This window comes from Microbulbifer sp. ABE4_465, from assembly GCF_056160765.1.
Map to the genome: position 1 here is coordinate 411,220 of NZ_JBSWXV010000002.1, position 17,129 is coordinate 428,348.

General features: G+C 57.8%; 10 protein-coding genes. 6 read left to right on the forward strand and 4 right to left on the reverse strand.

Going from position 1 to position 17,129, the window contains the following annotated elements:
* Positions 1–69: 69 nt before the first annotated feature.
* Positions 70–1,785, forward strand: a complete 1,716-nt coding sequence (locus tag ACXAG1_RS05425; protein ID WP_475119159.1) for a diguanylate cyclase — start codon at positions 70–72, stop codon at positions 1,783–1,785.
* A 57-nt stretch (positions 1,786–1,842) separates the two neighbouring features.
* Here ACXAG1_RS05425 and ACXAG1_RS05430 read toward each other — a convergent pair whose 3' ends face one another.
* Positions 1,843–2,319 (reverse strand): NYN domain-containing protein, encoded by a 477-nt coding sequence (locus ACXAG1_RS05430; RefSeq protein ID WP_475091847.1) that lies wholly within the window; start codon positions 2,317–2,319, stop codon positions 1,843–1,845.
* A gap of 212 nt (positions 2,320–2,531) precedes the next feature.
* Between ACXAG1_RS05430 and katG the strand changes: the two genes are divergently transcribed.
* Positions 2,532–4,748 carry a catalase/peroxidase HPI gene (gene katG, locus ACXAG1_RS05435; protein ID WP_475091848.1) on the forward strand — a complete coding sequence of 739 codons (2,217 nt, stop codon included), beginning with the start codon at positions 2,532–2,534 and terminating at the stop codon, positions 4,746–4,748.
* Between the two features lie 253 nt (positions 4,749–5,001).
* Positions 5,002–6,726 (forward strand): 7TM diverse intracellular signaling domain-containing protein, encoded by a 1,725-nt coding sequence (locus ACXAG1_RS05440; protein WP_475091849.1) that lies wholly within the window; start codon positions 5,002–5,004, stop codon positions 6,724–6,726.
* Between the two features lie 60 nt (positions 6,727–6,786).
* Here ACXAG1_RS05440 and ACXAG1_RS05445 read toward each other — a convergent pair whose 3' ends face one another.
* Positions 6,787–8,619 carry an ATP-binding protein gene (locus ACXAG1_RS05445; RefSeq protein WP_475119160.1) on the reverse strand — a complete coding sequence of 611 codons (1,833 nt, stop codon included), beginning with the start codon at positions 8,617–8,619 and terminating at the stop codon, positions 6,787–6,789.
* Positions 8,620–8,752: 133 nt separating this feature from the next.
* Positions 8,753–10,417, reverse strand: a complete 1,665-nt coding sequence (gene ettA / locus ACXAG1_RS05450; protein ID WP_475091851.1) for an energy-dependent translational throttle protein EttA — start codon at positions 10,415–10,417, stop codon at positions 8,753–8,755.
* Positions 10,418–10,602: 185 nt separating this feature from the next.
* On the opposite strand from ettA, the gene ACXAG1_RS05455 reads away from it, so the two are divergent.
* Positions 10,603–11,709 carry an enoyl-CoA hydratase/isomerase family protein gene (locus ACXAG1_RS05455; RefSeq protein WP_475119161.1) on the forward strand — a complete coding sequence of 369 codons (1,107 nt, stop codon included), beginning with the start codon at positions 10,603–10,605 and terminating at the stop codon, positions 11,707–11,709.
* A gap of 76 nt (positions 11,710–11,785) precedes the next feature.
* Here ACXAG1_RS05455 and pulA read toward each other — a convergent pair whose 3' ends face one another.
* On the reverse strand, positions 11,786–14,344 hold the full coding sequence (gene pulA, locus ACXAG1_RS05460; RefSeq protein WP_475119162.1) for a type I pullulanase: 2,559 nt from the start codon (positions 14,342–14,344) through the stop codon (positions 11,786–11,788).
* A gap of 296 nt (positions 14,345–14,640) precedes the next feature.
* On the opposite strand from pulA, the gene mmsB reads away from it, so the two are divergent.
* Entirely contained in the window at positions 14,641–15,540 is a 900-nt protein-coding gene (gene mmsB, locus ACXAG1_RS05465) for a 3-hydroxyisobutyrate dehydrogenase (protein ID WP_475119163.1), read from the forward strand.
* 93 nt (positions 15,541–15,633) lie between these two features.
* Positions 15,634–17,058 (forward strand): oxygen-independent coproporphyrinogen III oxidase, encoded by a 1,425-nt coding sequence (hemN, locus tag ACXAG1_RS05470; RefSeq protein ID WP_475119164.1) that lies wholly within the window; start codon positions 15,634–15,636, stop codon positions 17,056–17,058.
* Positions 17,059–17,129 lie beyond the last annotated feature (71 nt).

Sequence of the window (17,129 nt, forward strand, 5' to 3'; positions counted from 1 at the left end):
ATAGTGATACATTGGGTGTGCGCATTAAACTACGGTAGCAAGTAGAAAAATAAGAACGGAGTGACGGCGATGGGTCTCTCGAAGTGGCTTTTGTGTGTGGCAATGATTTTTGTCTCGGTCAGTGTCCGGGCAGAGCCCTTTGTTGTGGGCGGCGCACAGTCTCCTCAGAGTCTTTCTCCATACCTTCGTATACTGGTTGACGAGCACCGTGGCCTGAGCTTTCGCGATGTCGCGGAATCCGATTTCTCCGGACGCTGGCGCACCAGTGAGGGTGACGGGACCAATTTCGGTTTCAGCGATGCCGCTTACTGGGTTGCGGTCACCCTGCATAATCCCACGGCTGCGCCCCTCGAGCTGGTATTCCGTCAGGACTATCCGCTGATCGATTACCTGGATTTCTGGCAACCCACAGACAACGGCAGCTGGACTCAGATTGCAACCGGCGATCGCCGCGCGTTCGACACTCGTCCATTGAATATGCGGGATTTTATCTTCCCGATTACCCTGCCCGGTAATGCCACCCGGACTTACTATCTGCGCTATCAGACTGCGGGCTCCATGAATATCGGGCTCAGTGTCAGCAGCGAGATTGCACTGCTTCCCCAGCTGAGTAAAGAGCAGCTACTGCTTGGTATCTACTACGGTGGATTCATCGTGCTGGTGGTCTACAACCTATTTTTATTTCTCGCGGTGCGCGACCGCGCCTATGCCTTTTATATGGGGTATGCAATCTGTTATGGGCTCTATTTCGGAGTGCACAACGGTGTCTCTTACCAGTACCTGTGGCCGGAAAATCCCTGGTTGGCGAATCAGAGCCTGGTGGCATTGCTTGGCCTCACGCTGATTTTGGGTATCCAGTTTGTGCGCACTGTATGTGCGGGTCCGCAGCTGGCTCCGCGCACGGATCTACTGGCCCGGGTGTTGCTGTACGCACTGCTCCCTTTGACTGCCATATCGCCCTTCGTCAGCTATGGCCCCATGATTCTGATACTGGCAATTCTGACCCTGGTGCTTTCCATGCTGTTTATGGTGATGGGTGTGCTCAGTCTGTTGGGGGGATCGGTGTCCGCGCGGTATTTTCTCGTTGGGTGGACGGCACTACTGGTGAGTGTGGTTATCTATATGCTGAAAACATTTGGCCTGCTGCCGCACAACAGTATTACCCATAATGCCTTCCAGGTGGGGGCGCTGCTGGAGATGGTGTTGCTTTCCCTGGCGCTGGGGGCGAGGGTTGGTGAGATTCAGCGGAGTGGCTATCTAGACCCGTTGACCACACTGTTCAATCGCCGCCATTTCGACGAGCGATTACCGAAGGAGTTTGCGAGTGCCGAGCGCAATGGGACGCCTCTGGCGCTGCTGATTCTTGACCTGGATCACTTCAAGGTCATCAACGATGGCTTGGGGCACGTGCGGGGCGACGCGGCTCTCGCTGCACTGGGGCAGTTGGTCAGAAAGCAGATTCGTAAACCGGTCGTGGCCTGCCGTTATGGAGGGGAAGAATTCGCGATTCTATTGCCGCGCACGAACCGTGCACAAGCGGCAATTGTGGCGGAGCGGTTACGTCACCTGGTTGCGGAGCTGAGCCTGAACGATATTTCTCTTACCGTGAGCTGTGGTGTCGCAGCCCTGGAACAAGGAAACTACTCGTCAGCGATTCAGTTGTTTGAGGCGGCAGATGCTGCGCTGTATCGCGCAAAACATACCGGCCGCAACCGCGTTGAGCTGGCGCCGCGCAATCCGGAACACGGGACAACACAGCGGACTTTTGTGGCGGCAACCTCATAGGCTGGCAACGGCCGCTCACAGGAGTTTACCAAGGGCCGTTTTCACTGCTGACAAATATCAGCGCAGAAGGAGGTTATCCTCGATCGGAATAAACTGACTCGCGGCATTGATCAGGGAGGCGGATGTCTGTGGTGCGACGCCATATACCTCCACCTTCCTGCCGTAACCAAGGCGCAGCTTTTCCGCCAGCAAATCAAAATCTCCATCGCCCGATACCAGCACCACCGTATCGGCGTCTCTGCCATATTCCAGTACATCAATAGTAATTCCCACATCCCAGTCGCCTTTGGCAGAGCCATCGGCGCGTTGGATAAAGGGTTTCAGCTTCACCTCGAAACCGATGGCTCTGAGAATGTTCTGAAACTCCCGCTGCTTTTTATCGCCGCGGTCGGTGGCGTAGGCAATGGCCCTGGTTACCTTTCGGGCTTGCGTGGCCCGGGACCAGAAGGCGTTGTAGTCAAAGTTGCGGCGAAATGCCTGCCGGGTGGTGTAGTAGACGTTTTGCACGTCGACAAAGAGGGCGACTTTTTCCATGGGGATTCTGTGTGTATGAGGCTGGGGGTGCCGGGTTGGTTTTTGTTCGATGAATTAGCGCCGCTTATCAGGGTAATATCTGTAGGCTATCGAAATTTTCTCATGGATTGTCTGTGTTAATTGAGACGATAACAACGCCTAATTTCAAGGTGATTGTGTAACCCTATAGGATTCCCTCGTCCGATAGATGAGACTATAAGGAACGCAATCCAATGCTCAAGAAATCCCTCTCCCTGGCGGTAGCCCTGGCGACAGCCCTCTCTGTCAACGCCAATGCTGCGCCGTCCGGCGAGCCGATGTCCAACCGGGACTGGTGGCCAAACCGTATCGACCTGCAACCCCTGCGCATGAATGCAGAAAAGTCCAACCCCATGGGCGAAGACTTCGATTACGCCGAAGCCTTCAGCAAGCTGGATCTGGACGCGATCAAAAAAGATATCGAACAGGTCCTCACCACCTCCCAGGATTGGTGGCCAGCAGACTACGGCCACTACGGTCCTTTCTTTATCCGTATGGCCTGGCACAGTGCCGGTACCTACCGTGTATACGATGGTCGCGGTGGCGCCGGTGGCGGTCAGCAGCGTTTTGAACCTCTGAACAGCTGGCCGGACAACGTCAGCCTGGATAAAGCCCGCCGCCTGCTGTGGCCGGTAAAACAGAAATACGGCAACGCCATTTCCTGGGCCGACCTGATGGTGCTGGCCGGAAACGTTTCCCTGGAATCCATGGGCTTCGAAACCTTTGGCTTTGCCGGTGGCCGTGAAGACGACTGGGAAGCCGACGTTGTCTACTGGGGCTCCGAGCGCGAGTGGCTCGGCAACGACAAACGTTTCGATGGCGACAAGCTGGAGAAGCCTCTGGCCGCGGACCACATGGGGCTGATCTATGTAAACCCGGAAGGCCCCAATGGTAACCCGGATCCAGTTGCTGCCGGTCACCGCATTCGCGATACCTTCGGTCGTATGGCCATGAGTGACGAAGAGACCGTTGCCCTGATTGCCGGGGGCCACACATTCGGCAAGGCCCACGGCGCGCACAAGCCGGAGAAGTGTATCGGTGCTGCTCCTGGGGACGCGCCCCTTGAACAGCAGGGCTTTGGTTGGGAAAACAAGTGCGGTAAAGGGCACTCGGAAGACACCGTGACCTCCGGCCTGGAAGGTGCCTGGTCAGCAAACCCAATCGCCTGGAGCTCCCAGTTCCTGGATAACCTGTTCGGTTTCGAGTGGGTAAAAACCAAGAGCCCGGCGGGCCACACCCAGTGGGAACCGGAAAACGCCGAGCAGGTGAAATTCGTTCCGGATGCGCACGTTGAAGGTAAACGCCACGCGCCGATGATGTTCACCACCGACCTGTCCATGCGCTTCGATCCGAAGTACAAGGAAATCGCCGAGCGTTTCCACAAGAATCCGGAAGAGTTCCAGCTGGCCTTTGCCAAAGCCTGGTTCAAGCTGACTCACCGCGATCTGGGCCCGCGTGCGCGCTACCTGGGTGACGAGGTACCGGCGGAAGTGCTGAGCTGGCAGGATCCGATCCCGCAGGTGGACTTCAAGCTGATCAACGATCGCGACGTGAAGAACCTGAAAGCAACCGTGCTGGATAGCGGCCTGACTGTACCGGAACTGGTGCGCACCGCATGGGCCTCCGCTTCCTCTTACCGCGGAACCGACATGCGCGGTGGTGCCAACGGTGCACGCATTCGCCTGGCGCCGCAGAAAGACTGGCCGGTAAACAACCCGCAGGAACTGAACAAAGTTCTCGCCCAGCTGGAATCTATTCAGCAGGACTTCAATCGCAAGGCACGCGGCGGCAAGAAAGTGTCCATGGCAGATATGATCGTACTTGGCGGTGCGGCGGCAATCGAGCAGGCGGCGAAAAAAGCCGGCTATGAGATTGTCGTGCCGTTCAAGCCGGGTCGCAACGATGCCACCCAGGAAATGACCGACGTTCAGTCCTTCGGCTTCCTGGAGCGCAAGGCCGACGGCTTCCGCAATTACTACAGTGAGGAAGCGCACCTGATGCCGGTGGATATGCTGATAGACAGCGCCAACCTGCTGGACCTGAGCGTGCCGGAAATGAGTGTTCTTGTCGGTGGCATGCGCACCCTGGGTGCCAACTACGACAACAGCAAGCACGGTGTCTTCACCGACAAGCCGGGCACTCTCAGCAACGACTTCTTCGTCAACCTGCTGAGCATGGACACCAAGTGGTCCAAATCCTTCAAGGAAGATGGCCTGTACGAAGGCAAGGACCGCAAGACCGGCGAACTGAAGTGGACCGCCACTCCGGTAGACCTGATCTTCGGTTCCAACTCTGAGCTGCGTGCGGTTGCAGAAATGTATGCAGCCAGCGACAACGACGAGAAGTTTGTGAACGACTTTGTCAAAGCCTGGACCAAAGTGATGACCCTGGACCGCTTTGACCTGAACTGATCCAGACATTCACGGGATTGATTTGCAGGGATAGATAATCACCGCAAGCAGGACGCGGGACCCTAATGGGCAGCCTCAGGCTGCCCATTTTCTATCGGGAGATTGGATTGGCCACTACATTGGGGGCAGCTCTAAACAGTGTGATAGTATTTTCACAGCCTGACGATCAGGTGCAGCAGAGCCAGTTGCCGGACACCATCAAAAAGTGTGGCACTGCAGACAATGATTCGACTTCACTGGGTTAGGTTTAGGGATGAAACTGATCGGCGCCCTCTATTATTGCATACGCACTTTCTTACTATGTGCGCCGTGGATTTTTGCGTCATGGGTGGTCTATGGCGACACGGTTCAGGTCGAACCCGGCCAGCCTACTCACTCCCTTACTTCACATTTACAGCTCTTTATCGATCGCGACCAGACGTTGCCGGCGCAAAAACTGGACCCCGTTGCGCTTGCCAGCAGGCTTTCGCCATGGCGGAAGGACGCGGCAAATTTCGGTTTTAGTGACGCCGCTTATTGGGTGGCGTTCACTCTGGAAAATCCCACCGAGCACGATCTGCCGCTGATTATCCGACAGGACTATGTACTGATTGATCACCTGGATTTCTGGGCGCCACTTGGCGATGGGCAGTGGCAACATATTCGCACCGGCGACCACCAGCCCTTTGGCAGCCGTCCGCTGGCCCTGCGGGATTTCGTTTTTCCGGTGACACTACCAGCCGGAAGCCGGCAAACCTTTTACCTGCGTTTCGCCTCCGCTGGCAGTGTCAATATTGGTCTGTCCGTCAGCAGTCAGGAAGCCTATCTGCCACGCCTTGGAGTAGAGCAGCTGTTGTACGGCATTTACTACGGCGGCTTCCTGGTGCTGGTGCTGTACAACCTGTTCCTGTTTCTGGCGTTGCGGGACCCGGCGTACGCCTACTATATGGGGTACAGCATCAGCTGTGGTCTGTTCTTCGCGGTACTGAACGGTTTTGCGTTCCAGTTTATCTGGCCTGACTTCCCTTGGATTGCAAATCGCGCGTTGCTTCTTGCGCTGGGGCTCACATTGACTTTTGCCATTCAGTTTGCCCGACTGATTTGCAACCTGAAACGGCTGGCGCCCGGGATCGATAGATACTGTGGCCTGCTGCGATATTGTGTGATCTTACTGACAATCCTCGCGCCGTTTGTCGACTATGCAACGATGACGGAAGTGTTTTCGGTTGCTGCGCTGATTGTTTCATTGACTTCACTGTCGGTCGGCGCTGTCAGTGTGTGGCGGGGCTCCGTCTCCGCGCGGTACTTTCTGATCGCATGGATCACGCTGATGTGGACGGTGGTCATGTATATTTTCAAAACCTTTGGTGTGCTGCCGCACAATGCTGTTACCCACAATGCGTTTCAGGTCGGCGCTTTGATCGAGATGGTGTTGCTGTCTCTCGCCCTGGGTGCCCGGGTCGGCGAGATTCAGCGCCAGGGGCATACCGATCAGTTGACAGGCCTGTTTAACCGCCGCCATTTTGACGAACTTCTGGCGAGGGAGTTCTCTCTGGCCGCGCGCAATGGCACTCCGCTCGCATTGGTGGTGCTTGATCTGGATCATTTCAAAGCCATTAATGATCGCCTCGGGCATGCCCGGGGAGATGAGGCTCTGCGGGCCGTCGGGCAGCTCACCGGTAAACTGGTGCGCAAGCCGGCCGTTGCCTGCCGCTACGGCGGAGAGGAATTTGCGGTGCTGCTTCCACGATGTGATCGACAGGTGGCAAACAGGATTGCCAACCGGTTGCTGGAAGCCGTGGCGAAAACCGAGTGTGATGGTGTCCCGTTGAGTGTCAGTATCGGAGTGGCCAGTTATGAGGATGGCAACTTGAGTTCCGCCATACAACTGTTTGAAGAAGCGGACAAGGCGCTATACATGGCAAAAGAGCGCGGCAGAAATCGGGTTGTTATCATTGATGGCGTCGAAGAGCCGCGGGGTCGTGCGCTAACGGTCTGAAGTTCCCGCTTGTTTACGGTATTTCAGGGCTTGCTTGTCAATACAGCCCGGCAGGGCTGGCTAGTCCAGGTGGCTTTTCATCGCTGCAATCAGTTGCGGGAAGGCGATGGGTTTGGTGAGGTAGCCGTTCATGCCGGCGTCGAGCGCTGCACTTTGCTGATCACTGAAGGCCGCCGCGGAAAGACCGATAATCGGCGTACTGCCAATGCTCGGGTCCTGACGGATTTCCCGTGTCGCTTCGATGCCCGTTAGCCCAGGTAACTGCACATCCATAAAGATCAGATCTGGACGCAACGTCCGGGCTTTTTCAACGCCGTCGCGCCCGTTGGTGACGAAGGTCGCGCACAGCTCCAGGTCGTCACAGAACGCCTGCATTAACGCCTGGTTTAGCGGGTTGTCTTCAAAAATAAGTACCTGTTTACCGGTGAGCACGGTGTGGGAGACTTCCCCGTCAATCGCGCCCGACGGCTCCGGATTACCTTCCTGCAGCGGCAAAAGGACTTTAAAGCATGTGCCGGCGTTACCGTCACTTTCCAGATCGATACTCCCTCCCAGAAGCTCCACCAGGCTGCGGGTGATGGGGAGGCCAAGACCGGTACCGCGCGCCTGCCCCTGCAGGGATTTGTCGATCTGCTCAAAGGGCTCAAAAATGATCGCCTGCTGCTCCGGCGGAATACCAATCCCCCTGTCCGTTACATCAATGGCCAGTTGCGCTTTAGCTTGTTTTTGCAGCTTGAGCTCGACACTGCTGTTGGCCGGCGAGAACTTGACCGCATTGGCGATCAGGTTGATCAGAATCTGCGAGAGTTTGCCCCGGTCGCTGCGAATGTACTCGGGCAGGGCCGGGTCGATATTGCAGTGAATGTGCACACCCTGGCGCAGGGCCTCGGGCTCGCAGGAAATCAGAATGCAATCGAGCAGTCGCTGCAGGGGAAAGTCCTCTTCCACCGCCTCAATTTTTCCCGCCTCGATTCGGGAGATATCCAGCACGTCATTTACCAGCTCTGCCAGCCGCTGCCCGCTGATTGAGATTTTTTCCAGAAAGGAGTGGAAGTCCCGGGGCAGTTCAATTCCTTCACTGCGGTTGTGCAGTACCTGGCTGAACCCGACAATGGCATTGAGCGGTGTGCGGATCTCATGGCTCATATTGGTGAGAAACTGGGTTTTCGAACGGCTGTAAAATTCTGCCTTTTCCTTCGCCTGAATCAGGTCCCTCTCCAGTTGCTTGCGATCAGTGATATCGAGAATGACGCCGATCAGGCCGCCGACACGTCCATTTTCCAGTTCGTAGGCGCCCTTGTTGAATATGACATCGTGCAGGGTGCCGTCGGCATACACCACCTGAGACTCATACACCTGGTGCCCGCGCTGGCGCATCAACTCAAGATCTTTTTCGTGATAGATCTTTGCCTGTGGGCCCGGCGATACACCGTAGACCGAACGTCCGACAATTTCACTGCGGGGCTTGCCCAGGAAAGCCTCAAACGCCCGGTTGCAGCCGGTATAAATACCCTCGGCATTTTTATAGAAAATCGGCGCCGGAATAGCGTCTGTAAGAACTTGCAGAAAGTGAAGCTGGTCCGACAGCGCCACTTCGGTGGCCTCCCGCTCGAGCAGTTCTCGCTGGTAGCGTGCGTTCAGTTTTTCCTGGTACTCCAGCAACTTTGTCAGTTGCCGGTTGAGCTTTCGCTGTCTGCGCAGCAGGTAGTGCCAAAGGGTGACCAGTAGCAATGTGACAAAAACGATTCGAATAGTCAGGCCAAGGGGGGCAGTACTCTGTGGAACCCAGGTGTCGACGGCCCATTCACTGATACCGATCAGAGCCGCGGTGAGTAGCGCAATGGGAAGTAATTTGCGCCCGGATGAAAGCTGGACTCCTGTGGGATCATTCATAGGCCGGTATCAATTGGTATCGCTTTTCCACCACATTACGCAATTCAGTGAATACCGGCAATATTGCAATCTGGTTACATGCCAATAAAAAAGCCCGCGGGCGCGGGCTTTTATACTGCGACGTGCGAAAGTATCAGGTCTTCAGTTTCTTGTACTGCATCCGGTGCGGGGTGGCATTCTCACCGTTGCGGGCCACGAAGTCCTCGTGGTACTCGGTGTAGTTGCCTTCGAAGAACACCACGTTGCTGTCGCCCTCGTAGGCGAGGATGTGGGTCGCCACCCGGTCCAGGAACCAGCGATCGTGCGAGATGACCATGGCGCAGCCGGGGAAGCTCAGCAGGGCTTCTTCCAGGGCGCGCAGGGTTTCGATGTCCAGGTCGTTGGACGGTTCGTCCAGCAGCAGTACGTTGGCGCCCTGCTTCAGGGTGTAGGCCAGGTGCAGGCGGCCGCGCTCACCGCCGGAAAGTTCGCCCACGCGTTTCTGCTGGTCGCTGCCCTTGAAGTTGAATCGGCCAATGTAGTTGCGCGAGCCCACTTCGTAGTTGTTGATCTTGAGCATGTCGTGACCGTCGGATACGGCTTCCCACACGGTCTTGTTGTCGTCCAGGTTTTCGCGGCTCTGGTCGACGCTGGCGATCTGCACGGTTTCCCCGATCTTGATCTCACCGGAATCCGGCTGTTCCTTGCCGCTGATCATGCGGAACAGGGTGGACTTACCCGCGCCGTTACCGCCGACGATACCGACGATGGCACCCTTGGGTACACGGAATGACAGGTTGTCGATCAGTACGCGGTCGCCGAAGGCTTTGCTGACATTGTTCAGCTCGATCACGCTGTCACCCAGGCGCTCACCCGGCGGAATGTAGATCTCGTTGGTCTCGTTGCGGGACTGGAATTCCTGGGACTGCATTTCTTCCAGGCGGGACAGGCGGGCCTTGTTCTTGGACTGGCGGCCTTTCGGGTTCTGACGGGCCCACTCCAGTTCTTTCTGCATGGCCTTGGCGCGGGCCTGCTCGCCTTTCTGTTCCTGCTCCAGGCGCTTCTCTTTCTGTTCCAGCCAGGTGGTGTAGTTACCTTCCCAGGGGATGCCGTGGCCGCGGTCCAGTTCCAGAATCCAGCCGGCTACATTGTCGAGGAAGTAGCGATCGTGGGTAATGGCGACCACGGTGCCTTCGAAGTCGTGCAGGAAGCGCTCCAGCCAGTACACGGATTCCGCGTCCAGGTGGTTGGTGGGTTCGTCCAGCAGCAGCATGTCCGGGCGGGACAGCAGCAGGCGGCACAGGGCCACACGGCGCTTCTCACCACCGGACAGGTTGTTCACGTCGGCATCCCAGGGCGGCAGGCGCAGGGCGTCGGCGGCCACTTCCAGGCGGTGCTCCAGGTTGTGGGCGTCCCAGGCCTGGATGACGTCTTCGAACTGCTGCTGTTTTTTCGCCAGGGCGTCGAAGTCGGCGTCGGGTTCGGCGTAGTCGGCGTAGACCTGTTCGAGGCCGGCGAGGGCGTCGATGGCTTCACGCATCCCGTCTTCGACGTTGCCGCGCACGTTTTTGGCCGGGTCCAGCTGCGGTTCCTGGGGCAGGTAGCCGACGTTGATGCCGGGCATGGCGCGGGCTTCACCGTTATAGTCCTGATCGACGCCTGCCATGATACGCAGCAGGGTGGATTTGCCGGCGCCGTTCAGGCCCAGTACGCCGATTTTGGCGCCGGGGAAGAAGGACAGGGAAATATCTTTCAGAATCTCACGCTTGGGCGGAACAACCTTGCCCACGCGGTTCATTGTGTAAACGTATTCAGCCATTAGAGCTCTAATCCAGTCGGTCAGAATTTGCGCGCAAGTTATCAGTTTGTTGGAAAACTTCAACCTGCGCTTGGTGGTGTTTTTTTAATCGCCGGTTAAGTCACCTTTCGGGGAAGCCCCGGGTAATGCCACTGCTACCGTATCTATGTTTAACTTTGCTTCAAATAGCACAATCCGGAACCAGTATGCCCCAGGAATCACCCGTACTCGTTGAGCGCCAGGGCGCGCTTGGCAAATTGACGCTGAATCTGCCCAAAGCACTCAATGCCCTGAACCTCGACATGATCGATATTCTGGCCGCCCAGCTCGATGCCTGGGAGCAGGACGAGAGTGTTGGCTGTATCTGGATCGACGGGGCTGGGGAGAAAGCCCTGTGTGCCGGTGGCGATGTGGTGGCGTTGCACCGGGAATCTGGCAGCTACGGCGAGCAGGGCGCGAGCCGGTTTGTGCAGGACTTTTTTACCCGCGAGTATCGCCTCGACTATCGCATTCACACCTATTCGAAACCGATCGTGGTCTGGGGCAATGGCATCGTGATGGGTGGGGGCATCGGCATTATGAGTGGTGCCAGTCACCGCATCGTTACCGAGTCCACCCGTATGGCAATGCCGGAAATTACCATTGGCCTGTTTCCGGACGTGGGCGGGAGCTGGTTTCTGAATCGGATGCCCGGCCGTACCGGTCTGTTTCTCGGCCTCACCGGTGCCCAGTTCAATGGCACCGATGCGCTGTATTGCGGCATGGCGGACCGCCTGTTGCCGAGTGATGCGAAACAGGCGTTGATCGACAAACTGGCGGCGCTGGAATTTGCAGGGGGGGATCAGCAGGACCACGCCCGGGTCAGCCGCGCGGTGCAGTCCCTGGAATTGGGCGCGGCGGATCACCCGGCGCCGAATCTGCGCGAACACTACGATGTGATCCAGCAGCTCACCGACGCCGCGACCCTGCCGGAGGTGTACCGGGATATCGTCGACTACAGCGGGGAAGATCCCTGGCTGCAGCGTGCCGCCAAAACCCTGAAGGCAGGCTGTCCGCTTACCGCGTGGATCGTGTGGGAACAACTGCGCCGGGCCCGGCATATGTCTTTGGCGCAGGTGCTGCAGATGGAACTGGCGCTGGCGGTAAATATGTGTGGCAACGGGCAGGTAAAGGAGGGCGTGCGCGCGCTGTTGATCGACAAGGATCGCAACCCGCAGTGGCAGCCGGCCGCGATTGAAGATGTGACTCTCGCACAGGTGGACGCGTGCTTTGCCAGTCCATGGGATGGGAAAAATCCTTTGTCCGATCTGTAACGGCTTTATAAAAAAGGGGCGGTGATACCGCCCCAAAGTTCCTGCAGACCATTCTTTCGCACTTGTGGCGCCGCTGCTACTGGTCCCGGTAGAGCACGGTGACCGCAGTACCTTCGGCAATGACGCTGCCGCTTACTATCCGTCCGTTACCGGCCGCTGGGTCGGACTTCTCCATTGCCACTTTCCACTCACCGGCGGGCAGATCAAATTGATAATTGTCTGCGCTGTTGTAAATCACGATCACGTCGTGCCAGCTGTCGCCCACTGCGGCGCCATTGATGCGGTTCACGATCACGCCGTAGCGCGGACGCTGGCTGGTGACGTATTGATTGATGTCATCCCAGCTGGTCAGGCGGAACGCCGGGTGGGCGCGACGCAGTGCGATCGCATCCCGGTAGTAGTCGTAGACATCGGCATTGTCGATTTTCCAGTGCCAGTTGTACTGGTTGATGGCGTCCGGGGACTGGTAGCTGTTGTGGTCTTCCTGTTTATCGCGCATCAACTCCACGCCGCCGTGCAGGAATGGAATACCCTGGCTGGTGAGTACGATTCCATTGGCAAACTTCTGGATGCGGCGCAGGTAGCCGCTGTCCCGGCTGATGCCGTTCAGGTCGGCCCACTGCAATACTTTGTCGCGCAGGGTGAGGTTGTCGTGGGCGGAGACATAATTGATGCTCTGTTCCGGGTCCATGGCAAACATCGGATCCCAGCTGTCGATCGCGGTGTCCTTGTTGTGGGTGTAGCGGAGGGCGCCTCGGCTGCCCACTTCAATGCGCCAGGTGTCCGGGTTATTGTTGAAGGCAAAGCAGTCGCCGGGGTTGCAGTGGCCGTTGTCGTTCTGGCCTTTGATCGCCTCGCGGAATTTTGGATTGAATACTCCCACCCGCGCTTCGTGAATCCGGCCGATGGTACCGAGACGTACCCGCTCCAGTTCCCGCGGGTCCGAGGCGTAGCCGTTCCAGGGCTCGCCGTAGAGTAGTAGGTTCCGGTCTGGGAATCGCTGGTTCAGGTAGCTGCCCCATTCCCCCACCTCGTCGTAATCAAAAATACCGATCAGGTCGAAGCGGAAGCCATCGATATTGTATTCCTCCACCCAGTATTCCAGTGAGTCGCGAATCATGCGGCTCACCATGGGTACATTCGCATCAATGCTGTTGCCGGTTCCGGACAGATCGGTGGGGGTGTAGTAACTGGTGGAAATCGCTTCGAACATCTCCTTGGAATAGGTGTGGTTGTACACCACATCCATGATCACGCGCAGTCCGGCCTTGTGAAATTCATCTACCATCTGCTTGAACTCGCGCACGCGGTTTTCATAGTCATAGGGGGTCAGCGAGTAGCGCTCTTCCGGGATGCTGTAATTGCGCGGGTCATAGCCCCAGTTGTAACAGGTGTTGTCGGTCACGTCGGGGCAGGAGCCAAAGTCGTACACCGGCAAGAGTTGCACGTGGGTAACTCCGAGCTCCTTGAGGTGATCGATGCCGGTTGCGACACCGTTGTGGTGTGAGCCACTTTCCACCATGCCGAGAAACTTGCCGCGCTTGTCACTGCTCACACCGGATTCCGCAGCGATGGTGAAATCGCGCACGTGCACTTCGTAGATGACCGCATCTTCGCGCGCGTGCAGAACCGGTCGCACCGACCAGCCGTTGGCCAGTTCGGTGCGCGACATGTCCATGACAATGTTGTTGTTGGTATTGGGTTCCACCATTTTGCCGTAGGGGTCGCGTACTGCTACCCCGTTGACCACGAAGTAGTAAGGCTGCAATTTCCAGTCACCGGCCACGGCTACCGAGTAAATATCCGTGAGGCCGGTGCCCGCGAGGGCGCTGGCGGAGACTTTGCTCATCGGGTAATTCTGACCGTCGAGCACCAGCTGCACGTCGCTGTGGTCCGGTGACCAGAGCGAAAAGGTGGTTTGCTGGGGGGTGTAGACCGCACCGAGCTGCTGCACATCGCCACCGCAATTCTGGTCACAGCCGAGCGGATCCAGTGAGTAACTCAGGTTGGCATCATTCACCGTAAGCAGGTAGTCACCAGCGACACCGGTATAAATATCACTGCCGCTCTGCTCGAGATGACCGTCGCCGTTACTGTCGCCATAGTTCTGACTCCAGTCACCAAAAACGTCGACCTTGAAGCGCTGGTTGGCCAGGCCGTCAAAACTGACCGCCAGTTGCCAGGTGTTGTCCGCTACCAGCTCCATGGCGCTCGCACTCCAGCCGTTGGCGGTACCGCGGAAGTACAGGCTGGAGAAATTGCTTGCGGGACCGCTCTCGTCACAGCTGGCGACTTCCGCAACCTGAATGGTCTTGCTGTCGCTGTAGAAGGTGATGTCGTAGCTGGTATACGCCGTTACGCTGTAATCGGAGGCGGGGTAGGCCTCCTGCCAGTTGCCGGATTTGTCGATCTTGAAACGGGGGCCGCCGTTGTCATCGCCGCCGGCGAAGCTCTGGCAGGTTTGGTATTGGGTGTCGCTGACCTGGCTCAGGGCTTCGGCGGCCCAGCCATTGGCCGTGCCGCGGAAATACCAGTCCGCCGAGGCATGGGCGGAAAAAGTGGCAAGTAACAGGCAGGGTAACAGGCTGGGAAAGGTGCATAGCCGTTGCCGGCCACCGGGGGTTGGCTTGATCATCGCTGAGTACCGTATTTTATTTATTGGAGTTATGGGCCGAATGTCACGATACCGCTGTGGCTTCGACAGATGAAAACCGCAGTCTGCAGATTAGTGGCGCAGTGTGTTGGCGTGCATCCTCCCCGATCGGGGCGTAGTGGGTTGATATGGCGCGAAAACTGCCGTTGCAGTGGGTTGCCGGTTGTCCCGGAACTCATCGCCCGTGATAAAAATTGAGTAGTATGGTGTCGGCTCCCCTGGTCTGGATCGCTGATCATTGGACGGGGAGCGAACAATAAATATAAAAGGATGATTTGATGGAGAAGGTCGCATTTATTGGTCTCGGCAATATGGGTGGTCCCATGGCCGCGAACCTGGTGAAGCAAGGCTTCACGGTAACCGCATTTGACCTGTCGGCGCCGATGCTGGAAAACGCTGTGGCCAGTGGTTGCCACAAGGCGGACAGTGCGCTTGCCGCCATTGAGGGCGCCAATACGGTGGTTTCCATGTTGCCCAGTGGAGAAGCGGTGCGCACTTTGTACCTCGGTGTGCACGGTCTGTTGCAGGCAATGGGTTCCGATACCCTGTTGATCGATTGTTCCACCATTGCCGCCAACGATGCCCGGCAGCTCGTTGCCGCCGCTGGAGAGCGCGGGATTGCCGCACTGGATGCACCGGTGTCCGGGGGCACCGCCGCCGCTTCAGCGGGAACACTGTCTTTTATGTGCGGTGGTGAGGAAAGCGCCATCACTCGGGCGCGCCCGGTGCTGGAGGCCATGGGCAAAAATATTTTTCATGCGGGGCCTGCGGGAAGCGGACAGGTAGCGAAAATCTGCAACAACATGTTGCTGGCGATTCATATGATTGGTACCGCCGAAGCACTGCAGCTGGGAGTGGATAATGGCCTGGATCCGTCGGTGCTGTCGGAAATCATGGCTGCGAGCTCAGGCGGTAACTGGTCGCTGGAAAAGTACAATCCCTACCCGGGAGTGATGGAAACTGCTCCCGCTTCGAGGGAGTATCAGGGGGGCTTTTCCGTGGCATTGATGCTGAAAGATCTGGGGCTGGCCATGGATACCGCGGCAGGCAGTGCCTCATCGACTCCCCTCGGCGCGCTGGCGAAAAACCTGTATCAGCTGCACGGTGGTGACCCGATTAATCGGGTGCTGGATTTCTCGTCTATCCAGAATCTGTTTCGCCGCCCGGCAGGTGACTGACGAGTTATCAATCGCTCCCCACTTGATTCAGATCAAGTGGGGAGCACCTGCATTTTCGTAGCCTCCGGGTCCCGGTAACAGGAGGCATGCCAGATGGACCCCGCAGTATCTCTTTCCCCCGCGCGAGCGTCTGCGCTTTCTCCGGATAGTCTGTCACTGGCGTTGCTGCAGCGTTACGCTGGCCCCTGCCCGCGCTATACCTCATACCCGACCGCCGACCGCTTCGCACCGCTGGACGGCGAAACTGGCGATGCCAGCGGCCGTAAACCCTGGGCATCCCTGGGCGACGCCGGCTCTCTCTCCCTGTACGTCCACATCCCCTTCTGCCAGTCCCTGTGCTATTTCTGTGCCTGTAACAAGGTCATTACCCGCAAGTACGACGGAGCGGCCGATTACCTGGAAACGCTGTTGCGGGAGGCCCGCTGGTACCGGGGACTATCGAGGGCGCCGGTTACCCAGTTGCACCTGGGGGGCGGCACACCGACCTTCCTGAATGACAGTGACCTCGAGCGTCTGATCAACGGCCTCGGGGAGCACTTTTCCCTGCAGTCCGGCGACGAGGTGGAGTACAGCATCGAGGCAGACCCGCGCACCCTGGCCCCCGGTACCTTCAAAACCCTGCGCCGGCTCGGGTTTAATCGACTGAGCCTCGGGGTGCAGGATTTCGATCCTGGTGTGCAGCGGGCCATCAATCGTATCTGCAGTGCGGGCGAGGTAGCGGCATTGACTGACGACGCGCGCGCGCAAGGGTTCGGTTCTATTGCTTACGATCTGATTTACGGATTACCGGGGCAAACCGTCGATAGCCTGCAGCGCACTGTTGAGCAGGTGCTGGCACTGGCTCCCGACCGCATCGCGCTCTATCACTATGCCCACCTCCCGGAGCGCTTCAGGGCCCAGCGCCTGATCAACGCCAACCTGATGCCCGCGCCAGTGGATAAAATGGCCATGCAACTGGCTGCGACCCGGCAGCTCACTGGCGCCGGGTACCAGTTCCTGGGGATGGACCATTTCGCACGCCCCGGTGATGCCATGGCGAAAGCGGCAATGGAGGGCCGGCTGGCGCGAAACTTCCAGGGGTACACGTTGATGCCCGCAGAGGCGTTGGTTGGCCTGGGGGCCTCAGCCATCAGCTATAGCCGGGATGGTTACTGGCAAAATGCGCACGCACTCAAGGCGTACGCCGGAGCAGTTGCGGACCGGGGGCAGGCCATTGTGCGCGGTTGGTACATGAGTGAAGACGACCGCTTGCGGCAGTGGCTGATTATGGAATTGATGTGCCAGCTGGGGGTGGACAAGCGCGAAGTAGAGGCCCGTGCCGGTGCGCCCTTCGAGGATTTCTTCGACGCGGAGTTGAAACGATTGCAGCCCATGTTCGACGATGACCTGGTTCGCCTTGATCAACGTGAATTTTACGTTACCGAGCAGGGGCGCTGGTTCTTGCGCAATCTGGCTGCGGCATTCGATACCCACCTGCACCGGGCGGTGGAGAACGGGCCCTATTCAAGGGTGCTTTAATACCTGCGCTTTAACGACAGTGCTTTAACAAAAGCGCTGCCCTCGATTCAGGGCGTGAACCTTGTGAAAAA